This window comes from Streptomyces sp. AA4, assembly GCF_000158875.1.
Lineage (GTDB): Bacteria > Actinomycetota > Actinomycetes > Mycobacteriales > Pseudonocardiaceae > Amycolatopsis.
This window is the reverse complement of record NZ_GG657748.1, coordinates 163659-181303: the sequence shown is the minus strand read 5'-3', so window position 1 is coordinate 181303 and position 17645 is coordinate 163659. Positions and strand designations below refer to the sequence as shown.

23 protein-coding genes are annotated in these 17645 nt (G+C 70.4%); 17 read left to right on the top strand and 6 right to left on the bottom strand.

All coding sequences use genetic code 11. The features are described from left to right. Positions 1-75: 75 nt before the first annotated feature. From SSMG_RS41160 to SSMG_RS42875, 3 genes are all read right to left on the bottom strand, one after another. Positions 76-525 (bottom strand): hypothetical protein, encoded by a 450-nt coding sequence (locus SSMG_RS41160; RefSeq protein WP_009086323.1) that lies wholly within the window; start codon positions 523-525, stop codon positions 76-78. Between the two features lie 283 nt (positions 526-808). After that, a complete protein-coding gene (locus SSMG_RS41155) occupies positions 809-1213 on the bottom strand; it encodes a hypothetical protein (RefSeq protein ID WP_009086321.1) in 405 nt (134 codons plus the stop codon). A gap of 177 nt (positions 1214-1390) precedes the next feature. After that, entirely contained in the window at positions 1391-1756 is a 366-nt protein-coding gene (locus SSMG_RS42875; RefSeq protein ID WP_050788563.1) for a hypothetical protein, read from the bottom strand. Positions 1757-2061: 305 nt separating this feature from the next. Between SSMG_RS42875 and SSMG_RS41145 the strand changes: the two genes are divergently transcribed. Both SSMG_RS41145 and SSMG_RS41140 read left to right on the top strand, forming a co-directional pair. Continuing rightward, positions 2062-2799, top strand: coding sequence for a peptidoglycan-binding protein (locus tag SSMG_RS41145; RefSeq protein WP_009086319.1), 738 nt, complete (start codon positions 2062-2064; stop codon positions 2797-2799). Beyond that, complete coding sequence (locus SSMG_RS41140) at positions 2796-3692, top strand: DUF2690 domain-containing protein (protein ID WP_009086317.1); 897 nt, start codon at positions 2796-2798, stop codon at positions 3690-3692. Before SSMG_RS41145 ends, SSMG_RS41140 begins: the two co-directional genes overlap by 4 nt. 171 nt (positions 3693-3863) lie before the next feature. On the opposite strand, the gene SSMG_RS41135 is transcribed toward SSMG_RS41140, so the two are convergent. Continuing rightward, positions 3864-4250: a hypothetical protein gene (locus SSMG_RS41135; protein ID WP_009086313.1), complete on the bottom strand. Its 387-nt coding sequence runs from the start codon at positions 4248-4250 to the stop codon at positions 3864-3866. A 232-nt stretch (positions 4251-4482) separates the two neighbouring features. Here SSMG_RS41135 and SSMG_RS41130 point away from each other — a divergent pair, with 232 nt between their 5' ends. From SSMG_RS41130 to SSMG_RS45855, 3 genes are all read left to right on the top strand, one after another. Then, the gene (locus SSMG_RS41130; protein ID WP_037719244.1) at positions 4483-4968 is read left to right on the top strand and encodes a hypothetical protein; all 486 of its coding nucleotides are present in this window, start codon (positions 4483-4485) and stop codon (positions 4966-4968) included. 412 nt (positions 4969-5380) lie between these two features. Further along, positions 5381-5797: a hypothetical protein gene (locus tag SSMG_RS41125; RefSeq protein WP_037719242.1), complete on the top strand. Its 417-nt coding sequence runs from the start codon at positions 5381-5383 to the stop codon at positions 5795-5797. Positions 5798-5823: 26 nt separating this feature from the next. Next, positions 5824-5970 carry a hypothetical protein gene (locus SSMG_RS45855; RefSeq protein WP_158688157.1) on the top strand — a complete coding sequence of 49 codons (147 nt, stop codon included), beginning with the start codon at positions 5824-5826 and terminating at the stop codon, positions 5968-5970. Positions 5971-6213: 243 nt separating this feature from the next. On the opposite strand, the gene SSMG_RS42865 is transcribed toward SSMG_RS45855, so the two are convergent. Beyond that, entirely contained in the window at positions 6214-7467 is a 1254-nt protein-coding gene (locus SSMG_RS42865; protein WP_009086310.1) for a helix-turn-helix domain-containing protein, read from the bottom strand. 7 nt (positions 7468-7474) lie between these two features. Continuing rightward, positions 7475-7891 (bottom strand): NUDIX domain-containing protein, encoded by a 417-nt coding sequence (locus SSMG_RS41115; RefSeq protein WP_009086308.1) that lies wholly within the window; start codon positions 7889-7891, stop codon positions 7475-7477. 168 nt (positions 7892-8059) lie between these two features. Here SSMG_RS41115 and SSMG_RS43060 point away from each other — a divergent pair, with 168 nt between their 5' ends. From SSMG_RS43060 to SSMG_RS41055, 12 genes are all read left to right on the top strand, one after another. Continuing rightward, positions 8060-8830 carry a TauD/TfdA family dioxygenase gene (locus SSMG_RS43060; protein WP_063632079.1) on the top strand — a complete coding sequence of 257 codons (771 nt, stop codon included), beginning with the start codon at positions 8060-8062 and terminating at the stop codon, positions 8828-8830. Between the two features lie 456 nt (positions 8831-9286). Further along, on the top strand, positions 9287-9436 hold the full coding sequence (locus SSMG_RS45850) for a hypothetical protein (RefSeq protein ID WP_009086304.1): 150 nt from the start codon (positions 9287-9289) through the stop codon (positions 9434-9436). A gap of 230 nt (positions 9437-9666) precedes the next feature. Continuing rightward, entirely contained in the window at positions 9667-10863 is a 1197-nt protein-coding gene (locus SSMG_RS41105; RefSeq protein WP_234392917.1) for a sporulation protein, read from the top strand. Next, complete coding sequence (locus tag SSMG_RS41100; RefSeq protein ID WP_009086300.1) at positions 10841-11668, top strand: AAA family ATPase; 828 nt, start codon at positions 10841-10843, stop codon at positions 11666-11668. The genes SSMG_RS41105 and SSMG_RS41100 overlap by 23 nt, the downstream gene beginning before the upstream one ends. A gap of 92 nt (positions 11669-11760) precedes the next feature. Beyond that, positions 11761-12555: a 6-carboxytetrahydropterin synthase gene (locus SSMG_RS46570; protein ID WP_050788560.1), complete on the top strand. Its 795-nt coding sequence runs from the start codon at positions 11761-11763 to the stop codon at positions 12553-12555. Beyond that, a complete protein-coding gene (locus SSMG_RS41085) occupies positions 12552-13265 on the top strand; it encodes a 7-carboxy-7-deazaguanine synthase QueE (protein ID WP_009086295.1) in 714 nt (237 codons plus the stop codon). The genes SSMG_RS46570 and SSMG_RS41085 overlap by 4 nt, the downstream gene beginning before the upstream one ends. Further along, complete coding sequence (locus tag SSMG_RS41080) at positions 13255-14007, top strand: hypothetical protein (protein ID WP_009086293.1); 753 nt, start codon at positions 13255-13257, stop codon at positions 14005-14007. Before SSMG_RS41085 ends, SSMG_RS41080 begins: the two co-directional genes overlap by 11 nt. Then, complete coding sequence (locus SSMG_RS41075) at positions 14004-14717, top strand: 7-cyano-7-deazaguanine synthase (protein WP_009086291.1); 714 nt, start codon at positions 14004-14006, stop codon at positions 14715-14717. The genes SSMG_RS41080 and SSMG_RS41075 overlap by 4 nt, the downstream gene beginning before the upstream one ends. Before the next feature lie 35 nt (positions 14718-14752). Continuing rightward, positions 14753-15205, top strand: coding sequence for a nucleoside 2-deoxyribosyltransferase (locus SSMG_RS41070; RefSeq protein ID WP_009086289.1), 453 nt, complete (start codon positions 14753-14755; stop codon positions 15203-15205). A 49-nt stretch (positions 15206-15254) separates the two neighbouring features. Next, on the top strand, positions 15255-16187 hold the full coding sequence (locus tag SSMG_RS41065; RefSeq protein ID WP_009086288.1) for a sugar phosphate isomerase/epimerase: 933 nt from the start codon (positions 15255-15257) through the stop codon (positions 16185-16187). Beyond that, the gene (locus SSMG_RS41060) at positions 16171-16893 is read left to right on the top strand and encodes a ribulose-phosphate 3-epimerase (protein ID WP_009086286.1); all 723 of its coding nucleotides are present in this window, start codon (positions 16171-16173) and stop codon (positions 16891-16893) included. Before SSMG_RS41065 ends, SSMG_RS41060 begins: the two co-directional genes overlap by 17 nt. Continuing rightward, positions 16890-17636, top strand: coding sequence for an HAD family hydrolase (locus tag SSMG_RS41055; protein ID WP_009086284.1), 747 nt, complete (start codon positions 16890-16892; stop codon positions 17634-17636). Before SSMG_RS41060 ends, SSMG_RS41055 begins: the two co-directional genes overlap by 4 nt. The last annotated feature ends 9 nt before the right edge of the window (positions 17637-17645 follow it).

Genomic DNA, 17645 nt, shown 5'->3' with positions numbered 1-17645 from the left:
GGACGTGCACACCACTGACTGTCCTCACCTCCCCTCCCGGCGAAAGCGGCGCGAATTCCGTCGATCGGCAGATCGTCAGATGCCCTTTCCGCACTTCCACGTGTTGGAACCGCTTTCGTTGAAGATGCAGACCCGCGACTGGTATCCGGCGTCGTCGTAGTACCAGCCTGTGTGGTCCTTGTCCGCGGTGCCGAGGCCGTGGACGATGTGTTCGCCGGAGACGATCGTCCATGCCGGGTCCCCGTCGTGGCGCCGTTCGAGGATCATGTGGCATACCTGGCCGTTCCAGGACTGAACGAGTCCTTGTGCGTACCACCTGTCGTATTTCTGCTTCTCGGTGTTCATCCATCCCTTGCACTTGGCGTCGGTGACCACCGACTCGGGCTCGTACTTGTCGGGATGCGCGGCGGGTGCGTGGATGGTCGGGGCATTGCCGGCTGCAGCGTCGGCCGTCGGCGCGAGGATCGCACCGCCGGCGAGGGCGAGAGCGGAAGCCCTCAGGCACGTTTTCCAGTGGATGCGCATGTTCTCTTCCCCTTTTTCTTGTTCGGATTTGATTGAGGTCCCTATTTCGACGTGGTGCGGCCGGAGGCGCTCGGGACCGGAAAGCCGGCTGAGCGCCTCGTTCTGCCGGCGCGGCTCAGCGGAGCTGCCTCCGGGAGGCCTGCCTCGGCAGTGCCCCTTCTCTTCGGATGGGGGTTCAGATTCCGGTGGCGCAGACGAAAGAGGAGGTCGCCGGCAGGGTTGCTGCGATGCGATCTCGCGAGTCGCGATCGCCGCCGCGGCGGCCGGCGATGGGCGGCAGGCGCTACCAGGTGGCCGTGCAGTCCTCGCCGTTGGGGTAGTCGTTGTCGCAGGCGAAGAGTTGGACCGTGGATTCGTTGGAGTAGGAATAGCGCTTGCCCTCGGCGGGAAGGTAGCGGGTCATGCTGCTCGTCCACAGGACCGCGTAGACGCTCACGCCGCGGCTGGCGCTGCTGAAGCCGTAGTGGCCGTGGTACTTCCCGTTTGCGTTCCTGTACCAGGTTTTCCACACGACCGCCGTCCGTTTGCCGTCCGGCAGCCACAGAGTGGCTGTGGAGGACGTCCTCGGCTGGTTGTCGCCGGATGCCGGTGCGGAAACGGCTGGCTGCGCGCCTGCGGTGGCGGAAACCGCGAGGGAGAGAACGGCGGATGTCGCGATCGCTGCGGCCTTGCGCGAAACGGTGCTCATGGCGGTGGTCCGTCCCTTTCGTAGCAGGAGGAGAAGCGGGGCCGTTGGTGCTTCCCGAGGTGCCGGTTGGCGCTGACGACGCTCAGGCATCGCCGGGCCGGTCGGGGTCTGGTCGGCGGTCGGGCTGGTGCGGTGCGGATCCGATCGGGTCGGCCCCGCACCGCTGCGGGCCGCCGATCAGGTCATGAACTGGAACCTGCTCGCGACCCGGAAATGGCCGGGATCGCACCAGGCGGTGGATCCCCGTCGATCGCCGAGCCAGCGCCACTGGCCCTGGTGCTCGCCGCCGCCGCCGCTGCACGCAATGGTCGCGCGGTAGCTGGCCGGTCCGCGGCCGTCGCACCATCCCGAGAACCGGTTGACGGTCTTTTCCCACACTTTGCACTTCGATCCGAAGGGCGTAGGTGCGCTGGCGTCCGCCGGGGCGGCGGCTGGTGCGGGGGTGGCTGGAGAAGCGACCGCCGCGGCGCCGCTCGCCGCGGCAAGCCCGCTGCCGAGAGCCAGAGCGGCCAGCCCGAGAGCGATTCGTTGGGGTGCGATCATTTCTGAATTTCCTTTCCGGGGATGCGAGTCGATGCGGGACCGCATCGCGATTCCATCGTCTGCAGCGCACGGCACACAGCGCCAGACCGGGCGGTCGAAACGGTTCACTGTGGGACGTCCCGCGCGCTGACCTGCGGGAATGCAAAACTCGACGACACATTTCTTGGACGGCTCCCGCAGGTAAGCAGGGTTTCGCGCGGGCGCCGACTGGTTGAATCGGCTTCCATCCGCGCTTCGATTCGGGTAAATCCGAGGAAGGGAAGAGTGCATAGAGAGTGTCGGGGTCGACGTGACGGGTGGGCCGGATGACTCGGTGGAAACCGCTTCCCGCTGCTGCCGCACCGCAGGTGCGGGACCTGGTCGACCGATTGCGGGAGCTGAAAGACCAGGCCGGGATCAGCGCGGTGGCGTTGGCGCGCAGGACCGCCTACAGCAGGTCCTCGTGGACGCGGTGTCTCAACGCCCGGACGGTGCCGCCCCGACCGGTCGTGGAGGCCTTCGCCGAGGCGGTCGGGCTGTCCGGAGCGGACCGGGCGCGGCTGCTGGCGCTGTGGGAGCTGGCCGAGCAGGCGCAGGCCGAACCGGAGCCCGCCGCCGCCGTGGAGCGTGAGCCCGCCGCGGAGGCGGCGGATCGGCAGACGCCTGGCGTGTGGCGGAGGCGGACGTGGATCGCGGTGGCCGCCGGAGCGGTTGTGGCCGCGGGGGGAGCGGCGGCGTGGCTCGCCGCTGCCGGCGGTCCGCCGCCGCCCTCGGCTCGGGTCGCGGTGGCTCCGGCCGGGTACTCCTGCGACTACGCCAGCCGGGACGGCCGCTGGTATGCCGGGCACAGCACTGCTTCGACCCAGTTGGTCGTGCTCAATTTCGGCGGCGAGGACGTGGCCGAGGTGCAGTGCCTGCTCAAGCGTCACGGGAGGGATCCGGGGCGGGTCGACGGCTTGTTCGGCGAACGCACCGAACAAGCGGTCAAGGACTTTCAGCGGGCGGCCGGCGCGGTGGTCGACGGGAAGGTGGGGCCGCAGACGTGGGTTCTGCTGCGCGGATGAGGGGGCGGTGGCGGCCGCTGCCGGAGTCGCTGGCCCCGGAGGCCGCGTACCTGGCGGGAGTGCTGCGGGAGTTCAAAGACCGCTCGGGGCTGAGCCTGGCGACGCTGGGCGACAGGACGAACTTCAGCAAGTCCTCCTGGGAGCGGTGGCTCAACGGCAAGGCGCTGCCGCCGGCGCAGGCCGTGTCTGCGCTCGCGCAGCTGGCAGGAGAGGAAACCGGGCGGCCGCTGGCGTTGTGGGAACGCGCTCAGGCCAGGTGGAGCGGCCGCGACGCCGCGCCCCGGGCCGCGACGGCCGCTGCCCGGGAGCAGGCTGCCAGGCAGCGGCAGCCTGCTTCGCGCGGCCGCCGTCGCGACCGCCGGATCTGGGCGCTGGCCGCGACGGCGGCGTGCGCGGCCGGGGCTGCGGCGTTGGCGGCCCTGCCCCAGGGCGTCCTGGGCACCTCCGCGGTCCCGCCGGCATCGACGGCCTACACCGTCGGCTGCCGCGGTTCCCAGTGCACCGGCCAGGACGCGCACCCCACGGCCTGCGATGTGGACGCCGCGACCTACGCCGACCTGCGGGTCGGGCGGGCCTACCTGGAACTGCGGATCAGCGACCAGTGCGGGGCGGCCTGGGCCCGGGTCTCGGCCTCGGCGGTCGGCGACCGGATAGAGGTAGCCGACACGGACGGCCGGAGCGAGAGGGCCGCCGTCGGCGACGCCGCCTCCGCCGGACAGTACGTCCCGACCTTGATGATCGCCGCCGACCGGCATTCCCAGGTGCGGGCCTGCCTGGAGCACGGCGGCCAGCTCCGCTGCACGCCATGGGGAACCAGCACGTCGCCGACGGCGTCGTCCAGCGGCCGGTCCGGGCCGGGATCGGCGGCGGTGCGGTCGAGCACGCCGGCGTAGGCGCGGATCGCGTCGCTGTTGCCGGCGACCTGCGGCGAGGGCTTGGATGTCGGGCAGGGTGACCCGGTTCTGGGTGAGCAGGTCGGTGACGGTGTTGCGGGCGGCGGTGCCGCGGACCGAGCGGGCAGGCGCAGCTACCGCTTAAGCGGCAACTAAGTCGTCCTGATCCGTCTACCCGGGCCGCTCGTCCTCCGTCGCGCCGGCGCGACGGAGGACGTCGAATTCTTCGAGGAGCCGGGCCGCATCGGCGATCCGTGCGCGGGTGGTTCCGGCCAGCTGGCGCAGGACATCGCGTCCGGCGACCTCGGAGACGATGCCGTCCGGGGTGCAGGACAGGCTGTCGGCCTTCCAGCTCTGCGTCGCTGTCTTCACCCCGGCGAGCGTGCAGGCGGCCTGCAGTTCCCAGCCGTTGTCGTAGCGGCGGTTCACGGTGACGGCGAACGTCATCGGGCCGTGCGTGCAGGTGCCGCCGTAGCCGCCGAGCCCTTTCCTCGACGGTCCCCACGTCCAGCACGCCGGTCCGGGAACGGGCAGGGGCGGCGAGGCGGGTTCGGTCATGGCGTGCGGGGCTCCTCTCCGACGGCGGCGGAGCCGACAGCCTGCCTCACGACGCGATCGCCGCGCCACCCGCGGACGGCGTGGCGCGCCGAAACCGCACCCCGCGTGTCGTGTGCACGATTTGCGTTGCGGGGCAACGACAACGAGCGATGCCCCTGCCGTGCGAGGTCAGGACGGCACGGGGGTTCACTCGGTCGAGGAACCCGACCGGCGGTGCGTACTGTGGCCGCTCATGGACACGACCGAATCCGGCCGGTTGTCGGCGGTATCGCTGATCGTCAGCACCGCGGCAGTGGTGCTGTCCGGCGTCGCGGCGAGCCTGTACATCGGCTGGCTGCTCACCCACGGGCAAGCCCCGATGACGCCGGTCATCGCCTACGTCGGAACGGCGACGCTGCACCTGGCCTCGCTGGCCGGGTTGTGGGCGCTTCGGGCGAAGGATGCGCGGACTCCGCGGTCTCTGCGCGCGACGCTGCTGGTCGGCGCGGCGGTCGTCGGCGTGTATGCGGCTTTCGGCTTCCAGGCGATGCACCCGGCGAGCCCGGCGATCGGCCCGGTCTACGGCGGTGCCGCCGCGGCGGTCGGACCGCTCTACGTCGGGCTGCTCTTGCCGCGCCGGCGCCGCCGGGCAGCGCTGACGGTTCGCGCCCCGGTGAGAAGGATCGGAGTCCGGCAGAAGCGCCTGCCTGATCCGAGTGATCCCCGCCCACGTCGGTGATCGCGTCGAGGACAAGGTTCGCTGAATCGCGCAGATCGGTCCGCACTGTGTGTCATCGAGACCCGATCCGCAGCCTGTCTCCATCGGCGGACGGCCGTCGTTCGGACGACGCGTTGCCTTCTCGGCCGGGCCTTCCCGGCTAGGGCTGTGGCTGTGTTCGTCGAAGAGCAGCAGCGCTACCGCCGTGCTGGAACGGGAGCTCTGGCTGCGACCTGGCGAGCTGGAACGGGCACCTCCGACGGCGAATCACCGAGCGCGACCAGGACATCAGCGCCCTGGGCGAGCGGCCCAGGGCGGTTCCCGACTGGCGCGCCGTGCCCCGGCGAAGGTGCGGTCACCGCGTTGCGGCAGCCTGGTCGGCATGTGCCTGGCGATTCGCCGGTTCCGAGCCGACTCCGAAGGGAGCTGCCGAATGGCTGACAACGTGCGTGAACTGCGGCCGTCGCGTGTGCCGTGGGATCTCGCCGCGCACGCCCGGCCCGGCGTCCGGTTCGTCGCCCCGGGGGAGTATTTGGCGGGAGTCCCGTTCGCAGTGCGGCGGAGCATGGTCAAGATGGTCATGGTGGAGGCGCTGGCCGCCGCGGCCGACGAGGACGGCGTGATCCTGGATTTCAGCCCACCCGAGTTCTTCGGGACCCACGTCGCCGGCGTCCTGAACCGGGATCTCGAGGAGGACGAGGAACCCGCGACGCTCGTGTACGACCAGTTCACCGCGATGACGGTCATCAGCTGCATGGGCGAACTGGCGCGCGAAGACGGCCTGCTCGCCAATCGCGGCAACGGGGACACCGCCGACTACCGTCTGACCCTGCCGGAAGAGCTGTCCTAAAAGGACTGCGGAATCGGGTGGATCGCGTGGCCGTGAGCGCCGGCGCGATCGTCTGCCTCGCGCTGGCCCGCCACCACCTCGAGTACCTGATCCTGCTGGCGTACGTCCCGCCGGGCTATGCCGCCCTGCTTGTCGGGAGCAGAGCGAGCGGGCCGCATGCCGCCGACAGTTGACCATTCGTTCGCGCAGACCCGGTTCGTCGTCGGCCGCGCGGTACTGCCACGTGGGCGGCGCAGGCGGCGACCGGTAACCGATGTTCGGACGCCTTTCCCGGGCGCGAGCGGCGCTTTCCCGGGCAGCTGCAGCAGGCGTCCTGGTTCCGGTGCGGAGCCGTGCGCTCACACGCGCGGAGCGAGAGTGCCTGCGCGCAACTGCGCACAGTTGCGCGGAAGGGCCGCGGGCGACGGCAGGCTGGTTCAGGCGGTAGGGGAGAGCAGGCCGCGCAGCCGCCGTAGGGCGGCGAGGCCGGTGTCGACGACGGAATCCAGCCCGCCGCGGCGGGCGGCGCGGATCGCCCGCTGCAGCTGGTGGGGAAGCCGTCGCTGCTCGGCGGTGGCGATGGCCGCGCGGAGGGCTTCGGCGGAGCCGTCGCGCTCGCCTGCGGCGGCGAGGACCTCTCCGGTGGTGACGCTTTCGATCACCCGCCACTGCGGGGCGACTGGCTCGTCGGCGCCGCTGGAGCGCAGGACGCGGAGCGCGTCGCCGGGGCGGCCGAGGGCGAGCAGGCCGCGGGCGCGGATCTCGCGCAGGGTGAAGGGGTTGAGCAGCATCCCGTGCTCGGCGCCGGAATCGAGTGCCCGTCGGCAGCCGTCGACGGCGGCGTCGAACGTGTCGCTCATCCCGGCGTCGCCGGCGGCGCGGGCCAGCAGCGCGAGCGCGGAGCCGCGCCCCGCGGGCTCGCAGGAGACGGCGGCAGCGTGCTCGAGACGGGCCACGGCCGCGGTGAGCCGTCCGGCTTTGCGCAGCTCGTTGCCGTGCATGCGCAGTGTGTGGGCCAGGAACGGTGCATCGTCGAGGTGGCGGGCGAGGAGGAGGGCTTTGCCGGTCCAGACCGCGGCGCCGGTGAGTCGTTCCTCGGGCAGGACGGTGCCCAGGGACACCCCGAGCGCCAATCGTGCTGACGCGAGCAACCGCAGGGTCTCGCGTTCGAGGCGGCCCTCGGCAGCGCGGGCTTCCAGCCTCGCGGCCAAGGGCCAGAGTTCGTTGACCGCCTCAACCACCCTTCCTGACTGGCGGGCGATCTCGGCGAGCCGGACCACCGCGTCGCCGAAGTGGCAGAGCGCGGCGAAGTCGGCGTCGTCGGGGTCGGTGACGCCGAGCAGGTGGAAGGGAAGACCGAGCGCGCGGGCGATGTGGCGGCGGCCTGCGACGTCGTGGGGGGTGCGGCGGCGGCTTTCGATGAGCGCGACGTAGGAGTTGCTGTAACCCAGCAGCGCGGCGAGCGCTGCTTGGGACAGGCCGTTCGCGGCGCGGTAGGCGCGCAGGATGATCGCGAGGTCCCCGCTCGACAGGGCGGCCGCAGCAGCCGGGTCGGACCACAGCCAGACCCCGGGTGCGAGCCTCGGCCCGGGCGCGGTCAGCGCCGCGCCGCCGGCGCGGCAGGCGGGGCAGGCGCCGGGCTGGGCGTAGCGGCCCAGGGCGGTTCCGCAGCGTTCGCACCGCTCGGCCACAGCGGTGCTACCTGGTCGCCTGGAGAGTGCGGAGGCGGTCGAACCACGCGGCGATCGAGCGTTTGTAGCCGCCTGGCATCGGCAGGTCGGGCACGTCGTGCTCGGCGAATTCGGCGATCCGGTTGTGCTCGTGGCTGAGCACCGGGGCCCGGTCGGAGTCGGTGGTGCACCCGTAGGTCGCGACGAACACGTCCTTGTCCGCGGCGTCGATGTGGTAGATCCACGAGTCGAGGATCTCCGCGACGTCGACCCGCAGGCCGGTTTCCTCCGCGATCTCCCGGGCCACGCACTGCTCGGGGGTCTCTTCGGGTTCGATCCGGCCGCCGGGCAGTTCCCACTCGTCGCGTTCGTTGCGCACCAACAACACCCGCCCGTCCCGGACGAGCACGCCCTTGATCGACACCGGGTAGAGGGGTTCGGCCATCGGACGGGTCTCCCACCGTGAACGGATGCGAACGGGGTGTGGCTGCACCGTAGCAGCGCCGCACGATCCTGCCAGCCCAGCGGGGTTTACAAACTGTAAGTGGACGACGGGCGGTCGCGTCGGGTCTGCTGAGCACACCGAATTCACTCTCGCTCAGGAGGCTCCGCGATGCTTGCCGCTCCCACGGACGACCCGCTGTCGGCGTGCCGCGTGGACGTGGCCGCCGCGGGCGGCGTGGACGAGTTGGCCGCGGCGCTGGCGCGCCGCGGGGTCGCCCTGTTCGACGACGTGCGCGGCCCCCGGGCGCTGCGCGGGCTCGCCGACCGGCTGGGCACCGTGGTGCCCCACCGCGACAGCGGCCCGACCAGCCTCACCGTCCTCACCGACCGCGGGGAGCAACCGGGTGCGGGCCGCACCGGGTTCACCAACCAAGCCCTCGCCCCGCACACCGACTGCTCCGACAAGGCCCGGCCGCCGCAACTGGTGGTGATGGCCTGCGCCTGCCCCGCTTCGAGCGGCGGTGCCTGCGTTCTCGTCGACGGTCAGGCCGTGTACTCCGACCTCGCGACCACCGATCCCGAGGCGCTGGCCGGACTGAGCGCACCGCGCGGCGCGTACTTCGGCCTCAGTGCCGGATACGTCGGCAACGTCTTCGAAACCGGGCCCGACGGGACGGTCGGCCTGCGGCTGCGCCTGGACAAGCACGCCCAGTTCTCTCCGGAGACCAAGCGATGGCTGCCCGCCCTGCGCGCTGCCATCGAGCGGCACACGATCACTTTCAGCCTCGAGGCCGGGGCCGGGTACGCGGTGAACAACCGCCGGTGGCTGCACGGCCGCGACGAGTTCTCCGGGCTGCGCTTGATGTACCGGGCGCTGGTCGAACCTCGCCCCGAATGGCACATCCTCGCCGGCTTCGATCCCGCCGGAGTGCTCCGGTGATCCCGTCCTCCCGGCCTACCGCACGAAGACTGGACGTGCCCGACAGAAACGCTCGAGCTCGCCGCCGCGAGCCTCTGTCGTGACGAGCTCGGACATTGCCGACCGGTGCGGTGCAGGCTGTCTGAGCGGGCACTGCCGACCCCGGCCCATGCTGGAAGATTCGACATGCAGCCGGAGTTGACCTCTGACCTGATCGGCGACAGCGACCTCCGACGAGGGTGCCCTGTTCGTCGGACGCGCCGTCGCGCGCCTCCGGCGAGCGTGCGCGGATGAGCGACTTTCACGCTGCCTGCGCCGTGGTCGCCGCTTTCTCTACGTCGAATGCATTCCGGTGAGGACGCAGGTCACGAACTTCGTCGAGGCGGCCAGCCAGCAAGAAGCGCACCTGAGTCCTGGACTGGCCGGAGTCAGCCTGCCGGCCACCGGCCGCGGCGGCGGGGAAGGAGGCCGAAGCTCATGCCCACCGCGATCGAGGCGGTCAACCCGGAGCAGACCGCCGACCTGTCGAGCGCTGCAGGGTCGGCCCGCTTCGAGCACCACCCTGCGAACGCTGACCAGCCCGGTGAATTCCGCTTGCGGGAGCGGCCGTCCCGCCGCAGTCGATGAGCGCGACGCGGCGGCCCAACCTCGCCCTGACCCGTCTGGTCGAGGTGTCTGGTGCGGCGAAGAAGTCGCTGGCGTTCCGGCTCAACCAGCTCGCGGAGACCGCCGGTCTGGAGACGCATTACACCCACACCAGCTGGACGAACTGGATGAAGAGGGGGACTCTCCCGGCGCAGGCTGTCCGGCCGCTGGTCGCCCAGGTCTTGGAAGAACGGCTCGGGCGACCGGTCAGCTTGGCCGAGATCGACCTTGATCACGATCCTGGCGTCGACTCCGACACCGGGCTGGAGTTCCCGCGCGAGCTCGGCACCGCTGTCCAAGTCGCAACCCGGCTCTGGAGCCAAGTCGATCGCGGCGACCTCCTGCGCGGGCCCGGGGTCGCCGTCATCAACTACAACACACCGGTTCGTCGCTGGTTGGCGCTCCCGGCTGACGACAGCGCAGCCTCCCAGTCACCTGCGGCCTTCCGAAGCGTCGGAAACGCCGACGTCGTCGAACTGCTCGAAACAGCCGAGCAGGCGCGGCGGTGGGATTCGCGCTACGGGGGCGGGAACTGGCGAACATCGCAGCTCGCCGTTTGTTTGAAGGAACGAGCCGCTCCGCTGTTGCACGGCTCCTACAGCGACGTCGTCGGGCGCCGGCTGTTCACCGCCACGGCGCAACTCGCCCGGCTCGCCGGATGGACCGCGTTCGACAATGGCGACCACGCCAGCGCCCAACGGCACTACATCCAGGCGCTGCGTCAAGCCCGCGCCGCGGGGGACGTCCAGCTCGGCGGCTACGTGCTGACCTGCATGGCCCTGCAGTGCAGTCTCGGCGGGTTCCACGACGACGCGATCGACATGGCCGACAGCGCGTTCCACCGCGTCGGCGGGCATGCCACGCCGCGCGTGAAGGGCTTCTTCAAGCTGATCGAGGCCCGAATCTGGGCGCGCAGCGGCAACGCGCGCATGGCTGACCGCGCACTCGGCATGGCCGAGCGTCTGCTCGACGCCGCACGCTCCTGCACCGGCGACGACCCGACCTGGATCGACTTCTTCGACGAGCATCGACTCGCCTCGGACGCCATCGAGATCCACCGAGATCTCGGCCGGCCGCGCGAGGCACAACGCTGGGGCGAATTAGCTGCCATGCCTGCCGACACTTTCGCCCGGGCGTACGCCATCCGCCAAAGCGTCCTCGGCAGCACCTACCTGCAGGGGCACCAGCCGGACCTCGAACACGCTCTGGACCACGGCCACCGCGCCGTGTCCACGCTCGCCGTTGTCAGCTCGGCCCGCGCCGTGGACTACCTCCACGCCCTGATCGCCCGGATGTCACGCTGGCGCACCGAACCCGGCGTGGCCGGACTAGCGCATCGGGCACGGAGCGAAATATACGCAGCCCGAGCACGGAAAGAACCCGATCATGCCGCACTTGGACCCATTTGAAATAAGCCTCCCCAATCCAGTCCTGATTGTTCTTGTCGGCTTGCAGGGGAGCGGCAAGAGCACCTTCGCGCACCGGCACTTCGCGCCGGCCGAGATCCTCTCGATGGATGAGTTTCGCGCCCGATTGTGCAACGACCCGGCCAGTCAGTCGAACAGCTCCGCAGCGCGCAAGCAGCTGCTCGAAATGCTCGGGCAGCGTCTGCGAAACAGAGTCACGACCGTGGTCGACTCCACAAACCTCCGCAGTGATCAGCGCGCGGAACTCCTCGACGTGGCAGCGACATTTGAGACGCCTACGATCCCTCTCGTGTTCACCGCCAGCGAGGAATGGTGTCGAAAACGCATCGACGAACGGGCGAGCATCATCCGCGATGACGTCCTCGCTCGGAACGCCGATCTGCTGGCACAGTCACTCCGCGAAATCGACGGCGAAGGCCATTTCGCAGTGTTTCGTCTCAGCAGCCAGCAAGCGGAGTCTGTCAGGTTCGAGCACGCCTTTCCTGACGATTCTGATCCGGACCGCTGGTTCGAGGTCGAGCAACGCCGTCCGGAAGCATGGGCATTCCGGCATCCCGCTGACGAACTCCGGCGGCACCCCGCGGTTCTCGCCGAGATGCGACCGACCTGGGACTTCATCGCACGCGTCGCCGCCGATATGGCGCTCGACGCGCGGATTGCGTCGGCGAACACGCCGGGCCGCGCGCAGGTTGGCACTGAAGTGCGCGTACGGCTGCCGCACTGCCTGCCCATCCACCTCGTCGCCCGTCAGACCGGCTGGGAGCGCAAGCCGCCACACGCCATGTGATTCGTGAGCCCCCTCGTGAGCCCTCCCGCCGCGATCCGCGCCGCGATTCCATGAGCTGGTCCCCAGGGCAGCAGGCAACGAGAGGACGGACCGTGAGGCCCCACCCAGAGAGCTCAACCCGAGTCGCGGCGAGCGACCTGGCTCGGGGCCGCTACTGCATCGGCGACGGCAGCTTCTCGTTCGCCGCGGCGCATCACCTCGCCAATCCGCCCGCGACCGAGAACAAGGCCGGGCGTCCCCACGGCCATACCTTCACCGTCGAGGTCGAGCTCACCGACACCGAACTGCGGGCACCCGGTTTCGTGGCGGACTACGCCGAACTCGCCCCCGTCGGCGAGTACCTCAAGCGCGAACTGGACCACCGCGACCTCAACGCCTTGTTCACGTTCGACACCACCACCGACGCGCTCGCCCAGCACATCACCGCGTGGTTCCTGGCCCACATGCCGCCCGAGCGCGGGAAACAGCTCCGCGCCGTCCGCGTTGGCCTCGGCGCAGCGACGGGGGCGCATCGGCACGTCGACGACGAGCCGTTCGCCTTCGAGGCGGCGCACCACCTGGAGGGCCTGCCGGAAGGACACAAGTGCGGCCGGCCGCACGGCCACTCATATCGGGTGGACCTCCGGCTGGACCAGCAGACGAGCCCTCGCCGCCGTGCCAGGCTCCGCTCACGGCTTGCCGAGTACCTCGACCGTTACCTGGACCACCGCGACCTGAACGCCGTGCTTGAGCTCCAGCCGACGTCGGAACTGCTTGCCGAGCACCTGTGTGCCTGGACCCTCAGCCAAGCCGACGCACGAGAGGCCGCCGCGGTCCAGGCTGTTCGCGTCTGGGAGTCGCCGCGCCGATGGGCCGAGTTCGCCCAGGACGAGCGGAGCGGTCAATGACGATCACGCTGGCCGACGACGAACTGCTCGTCGCGGAGAGGTTCGGTCCGACCGTGCAGGGCGAAGGTCCGTCGATCGGGCGCCGCGCGGTGTTCATCCGGCTGATGAACTGCAATCTGACCTGCAAGAACTGCGACACTCCCTACACCTGGGACCGCACACGGTTCGACTTGGACGCCGAAGGCACCGTCGCTTCGATCAGCGACCTGCTGGCCTGGGTGACGGTGCAGTCGGTCGATCTCGTGGTGATCACCGGCGGCGAGCCGCTCATGCAGCAGCGCAGCCTTACCGCCCTCGCGCAGGGGCTCGCGGACGCTGGGCTGGAGGTGGAGGTCGAGACCAACGGCACGATCGTGCCCGCGCCGGACCTGCTCGCCTGGGTCACCCGGTTCAACGTGTCGCCGAAGCTGTCGAGCTTCGGCGCGGGGATGCCGATCTCGAAGCGGATCAAAGGCCGGGTGCTCGGCCACTTCGCGGCCAGCGGGCTGGCCGTCTTCAAGTTCGTCGTCTCCAGCATCGCCGACCTCGACGAGATCACCGAGCTCGTCGCCGACCACGATCTGGCACCGGTGTACGTGATGCCCGAAGGCCGGACCGCCGAGGAGGTCACGAGGAGGCTGGCCGAGATCGCTGAACCGGCCATCGAGCGGGGCTTCCACCTGACCACGCGGCTGCACGTGCTCGTCTGGGGAGACCAGCGTGGCCGCTGACCTTGTCGCCGGCCGAGCCGACCCGCCACCCTACGAGGCCGTCCGCGGTGTGTTGATCACCGTTGAGGGAATCTGGGGCACTGGAAAAACCACGACGGCCACCGCGCTGGGCGAGCGGCTGACCGCCGCAGGGTTTTCGACACGGGTCATGCACTACGGGCCCCGTCACGGCGTCGTTGAACGCCTGTCGGACATGCTCGACACCGCGCCGCTGCGTCGCCGCGACGGTCTTGGCGGCTACGCCGCGGCGCACCATGCCACGGTCGACGTCCTGCTGCGGTTGTGTCGGGAGTCCTATAACCACCGCGTCCTTTACCGGCCGGTGCTGGCCGAGCATGACGTCGTCGTCATCGACCACGGCGTGTATTCCAAGCTCGCCTACGCCCTGGCGGTGTTGTGCGAACAACACCCCGACCTGGACCCGATGTTGCTGCTGGAGCAGGTTCGAGCGGTCGCCGCTCCGTGGTTCTTGCATCCAGACGTCGCGCTATGGCTGGACATGCCCTGGCCGCTGGCCCGCGAACGCGCCATAGCCCGAGGCCGCGGCGGCGGCAGCCCCGGCTCGGTGGAGCGGCTGTTGTTCCTGCCTCGCTACAGCCACGCCTACCGCTTGCTCGCCAATGCCCTCCCCGACCGCATCCGGCGAATCCGGGTCGGCACCCGCACCACGCCGAGCGTGCTCGCCGAGATCGACGAACTGCTCTCGCCCGTGCTGCACACTCAGACAGGAGCATCGCGATGACCGAGACCCGGATCCCCGAGGTCCTACTGTTCTCCGCCGGGCTGGACTCCTACCCCGCCTGGCACTACCTCGGCTGCCCACCGGGCCTGTACTTCGACCTCGGTCACCGCTACGCCAGCCAGGAACGCGCCGCCATCGCCGCGCTCGCCGACGCCGCCGGCATCGAGGTCGAGATCAGCGAGGAACTCCGGCTCGGGGCGTGGGAGGCTGAGGACGCGATCATTCCGCTGCGCAACGTGCACCTGGCGATGCTCGCGGCCAACCGGGCGGAAGTGGTGTGGTGCATCGGCGTCAAGGGCGACCACACCCTCGACAAGAGCCGCGAGGCGTTCGCCGACATGGGCCGGTTCATCGCCCGTTTCTCCGAACAACCGGTCCGGGTCGACAGCCCGTTCTGGAACATGACCAAGACCGAGATCATCGCCTGGTACCTGGCGCAGGGCCTGCCGGTCGATCACCTGCTGCTGACCTTCTCCTGCAGCCGCACCGACGGCAGCACCACGCACTGCGGCCGGTGCCCCAGTTGCCTGCGCCGCTGGACGTCCCTTGCCAACAACGGCGTCGAAGCCGAGTTCGAGCAGCAGCCCTGGACCTGGGATCGGGTCCGAGAGTTCTACATCCCGGCCATGCGCGATGGCCGATACCCCGACCACCGGGCTCATGAGTTCTTCACCGCGCTGGCCACCGTCGGGGCGGCCGTGGCGAGCTGACCAACCCTGCCGACCCTCGATCGAGGAGCATCTCCATGAAGGCATACATCGCCGCACCGCTGTTCTGCGACGCGGAGAAGGCATTCAACATCCAGGTCGACGCCGCGGTCCGCGCCCTCGGCCTCGCCACCTTTCTGCCCCAGCGCGACGGCGGCGAAGCCGCCCCGCTGGTCCGCCAGGGCCTGGACGAAGACACCGTCCGGCGCCGGCTCTACGACCTGGACTGCGCCGCGATCGCCGAATGCCCGATCTTCGTGTTCATCCTCGACGGCCGCGTCCCGGACGAGGGCGGCTGCGTGGAACTCGGCATGGCCCGCGCCCGCGGCGCCGACTGCTTCGGCGTGCAGACCGACTCGCGCCGCTTCGGCGGCACCGACTCCAACAACCTGATGATCGACTACTCGCTCAACGGCGGTATCGCCCACTCGATCGACGAGCTCAGCGCTCTGCTGCGCGCCCACCTCGACGCGCTTGCGCCCACCCACTGACCGAATCCCTCTGCTTGGCCTCACCACCGATCCGACAAGGAGCTCCGCCATGCCCCTGGGCATCAACCTCTGCTTCGCCGTCAAAAGGATGCCCGAACCGGAACGCTGGGCCGCCTTCGTCCGCGAAGACCTCGGCCTCGACCGGGTGCAGTTCACCTTCGACCTGCTCGACCCCTGGTGGCCCGACGAGCAGCGCGCCCGGCTGGCCCGCCGAGTTCGCGACGCCGCCGCGGCCCACAACCTGATCATCGACTCGTGCTTCGTCGGTCTGGCGCACTACGTGCCCAGCGGCCTGCTCGACCCGGACGCCGACGCCCGCGCCGCCGCCCTGACCTGGTGGCAACGCGCCATCGACCTCACCGCCGAACTCGGCGCTCCGGCCGTCGGCGGCCCGATGGGCACGATCAGCGAGGCCGACGCCGCCGACCCCGACCGCCGAGCCGACCGCCAGGACGAACTCGTCGACCACCTCGAACGACTCGCCCGCCGCGCCACCGAGGTCGGAGTGCGCGAGCTGCTGGTCGAGCCGACCCCGATCCTGCGGGAGTACCCGGCCTCCATCGACCACTGCCAGACCCTGCTGAACACATTGCGCGGGCGCGGGGTCGACAACGTGGGACTCACGCTGGACACCGGACACGCGCTGTTTAAGCGGCTGCACGGCGCCGACGCCGGGATCGAGAGCTGGATCCACAACCTCGGCCCGCGCATCCGGCAGATCCACCTGGACAACACCGACGGCCGCGGCGACCCGCACTGGGGCTGGCCGCACCCGCAGGGCACATTCGACGTCGGCGCACTCGCGACCTGCCTGACCGACAACGACCTGGCCGACATCTCGGTGATCCTGGAGGTCTACCCGCGGTTCGAGGACGACTCCGCCGAGGTGCTGAAGCTGATCACCAGCTCCGTCGAGCACTGCCGCGCCCGCTTCCCCGTTTCCACCGACACCCAGGTGGTCCGCAATGCTGCCGCTGGCTGACCTGTACCCGCGCGACCGGCTCGCGGTCGAGGTGTCGCTGTGGTCGGCCGACCTGGCCGATCTCGGCGCGGAGGTCGCCCGGCTGGCCCCCTACGCCGACGTCTTCCACATCGACGCCTCCGACACCCGGTTCGTGCCGAGTCCGCTGTTCTTCCCCGACCTCGTCGCGGCGCTGCGCTCGCACACACAGGTGCCGTTCCACGTCCACGTCATGGCCGAGCAGGCCCTGCCCTTGGTCGAGGACTTCGCCCGCGCCGGAGCGGACCTGCTGTCGGTACACGCGGAAGCCGACGACGTCGTCGCCGCCCTGCAAGCGGTCCGGGCACGGGGCGGTGCCGCCGGCCTCGCGCTGCGCCTGGACACGCCCGTCGACACGGTGGGGGCGTACCTCGACGACGTCGACTTCGTGGTTCTCATCGGCACGCCGTTGGGCACCAAGGGCACCGCGATGGACCCGGTCGCGCCGAACCGTGTCCGGCAGCTGAGGGCGCTGGCCGCCCGCACCGGCCGAGACCAGCTTCCGGTCATTGCCGACGGCGGCATCCGCGAGAACACCGTTCCCGATCTCGCCGACGCGGGCGCCGACGCTGTGGTCGTCGGGTCGTTGTTGTTGGGCAGCAAGGACCTCGCCGCCACTACCGCCTGGCTTCACCGCCGGCGGGGTGACGCGGCGGTCGACGGAGAGCGCGTCGAGGTGCGGACGTGACACAGGCGGCGGCGGATCCCTTGGAGGGTTGGGTGGTCAGCGTCGACCTGTGGGGGACGCTGATCACCTACGGCGATCGCGAGGCCGAAGCCGCCTGGCGGATTCGCGAGTTCGAGACCGTGCTCGTCGAGTTCGGCCACGACCTACCCGACGGCAAGGTCCGTGAAGCAATCCTCGCCGTGCGGGCGGAAACCCAGCGACGTCAACGCACGACCGGCGAACAACCTCCGGTGCGCGCCCAAGTCGAGCAGATGCTCACGGTCATGGGGCTGCCCCTGGACACGCGGCTGGTCGACACTCTGCTCGTCCCGCACACCCACGCGGTCCTGCGAGCCTGCCCCGACCTCATCCCCGGCGCGCACGGCGCCCTCTGGGCACTGAGGCAGGCCGGAGCTCGGCTCGTGCTGACCTCCAACACCCTGGCCACTCCGGCGTCGGTGTCCCGGCTCATCCTCGACGACCACGACCTGACCACCCTGTTCGACGACACCGTCTTCTCCTCCGACGTCGGGCTGGCCAAGCCTCGCCGGGAGATGTTCGCCGCGGTCGCCGCCGCCGCAGGCGCGGACCTCGACCGGGTCGTGCACGTCGGCAACAGCCTGACCACCGACATCCACGGCGCGCTGAACGCCGGATGTCGCGCGGTGCTGTTCAACCCGCGCGGAGAACCCTGCCCCGCCGGCGTGCGTGCCATCACCAGCCTCGACCAGATGCCGACCGCCGTCCTGGCCGCCTGCTCCTGAACCCGCCGA

Bases quoted from the DNA above. Each gene is read 5' to 3' on its own strand.
- SSMG_RS41160 (WP_009086323.1), bottom strand. From the start codon at position 525: ATGCGCATCCACTGGAAAACGTGCCTGAGGGCTTCCGCTCTCGCCCTC.
- SSMG_RS41155 (WP_009086321.1), bottom strand. From the start codon at position 1,213: ATGAGCACCGTTTCGCGCAAGGCCGCAGCGATCGCGACATCCGCCGTT.
- SSMG_RS42875 (WP_050788563.1), bottom strand. From the start codon at position 1,756: ATGATCGCACCCCAACGAATCGCTCTCGGGCTGGCCGCTCTGGCTCTC.
- SSMG_RS41145 (WP_009086319.1), top strand. From the start codon at position 2,062: ATGACTCGGTGGAAACCGCTTCCCGCTGCTGCCGCACCGCAGGTGCGG.
- SSMG_RS41140 (WP_009086317.1), top strand. From the start codon at position 2,796: ATGAGGGGGCGGTGGCGGCCGCTGCCGGAGTCGCTGGCCCCGGAGGCC.
- SSMG_RS41135 (WP_009086313.1), bottom strand. From the start codon at position 4,250: ATGACCGAACCCGCCTCGCCGCCCCTGCCCGTTCCCGGACCGGCGTGC.
- SSMG_RS41130 (WP_037719244.1), top strand. From the start codon at position 4,483: ATGGACACGACCGAATCCGGCCGGTTGTCGGCGGTATCGCTGATCGTC.
- SSMG_RS41125 (WP_037719242.1), top strand. From the start codon at position 5,381: ATGGCTGACAACGTGCGTGAACTGCGGCCGTCGCGTGTGCCGTGGGAT.
- SSMG_RS41115 (WP_009086308.1), bottom strand. From the start codon at position 7,891: ATGGCCGAACCCCTCTACCCGGTGTCGATCAAGGGCGTGCTCGTCCGG.
- SSMG_RS43060 (WP_063632079.1), top strand. From the start codon at position 8,060: ATGCTTGCCGCTCCCACGGACGACCCGCTGTCGGCGTGCCGCGTGGAC.
- SSMG_RS45850 (WP_009086304.1), top strand. From the start codon at position 9,287: ATGCCCACCGCGATCGAGGCGGTCAACCCGGAGCAGACCGCCGACCTG.
- SSMG_RS41100 (WP_009086300.1), top strand. From the start codon at position 10,841: ATGCCGCACTTGGACCCATTTGAAATAAGCCTCCCCAATCCAGTCCTG.
- SSMG_RS41085 (WP_009086295.1), top strand. From the start codon at position 12,552: ATGACGATCACGCTGGCCGACGACGAACTGCTCGTCGCGGAGAGGTTC.
- SSMG_RS41075 (WP_009086291.1), top strand. From the start codon at position 14,004: ATGACCGAGACCCGGATCCCCGAGGTCCTACTGTTCTCCGCCGGGCTG.
- SSMG_RS41070 (WP_009086289.1), top strand. From the start codon at position 14,753: ATGAAGGCATACATCGCCGCACCGCTGTTCTGCGACGCGGAGAAGGCA.
- SSMG_RS41065 (WP_009086288.1), top strand. From the start codon at position 15,255: ATGCCCCTGGGCATCAACCTCTGCTTCGCCGTCAAAAGGATGCCCGAA.
- SSMG_RS41060 (WP_009086286.1), top strand. From the start codon at position 16,171: ATGCTGCCGCTGGCTGACCTGTACCCGCGCGACCGGCTCGCGGTCGAG.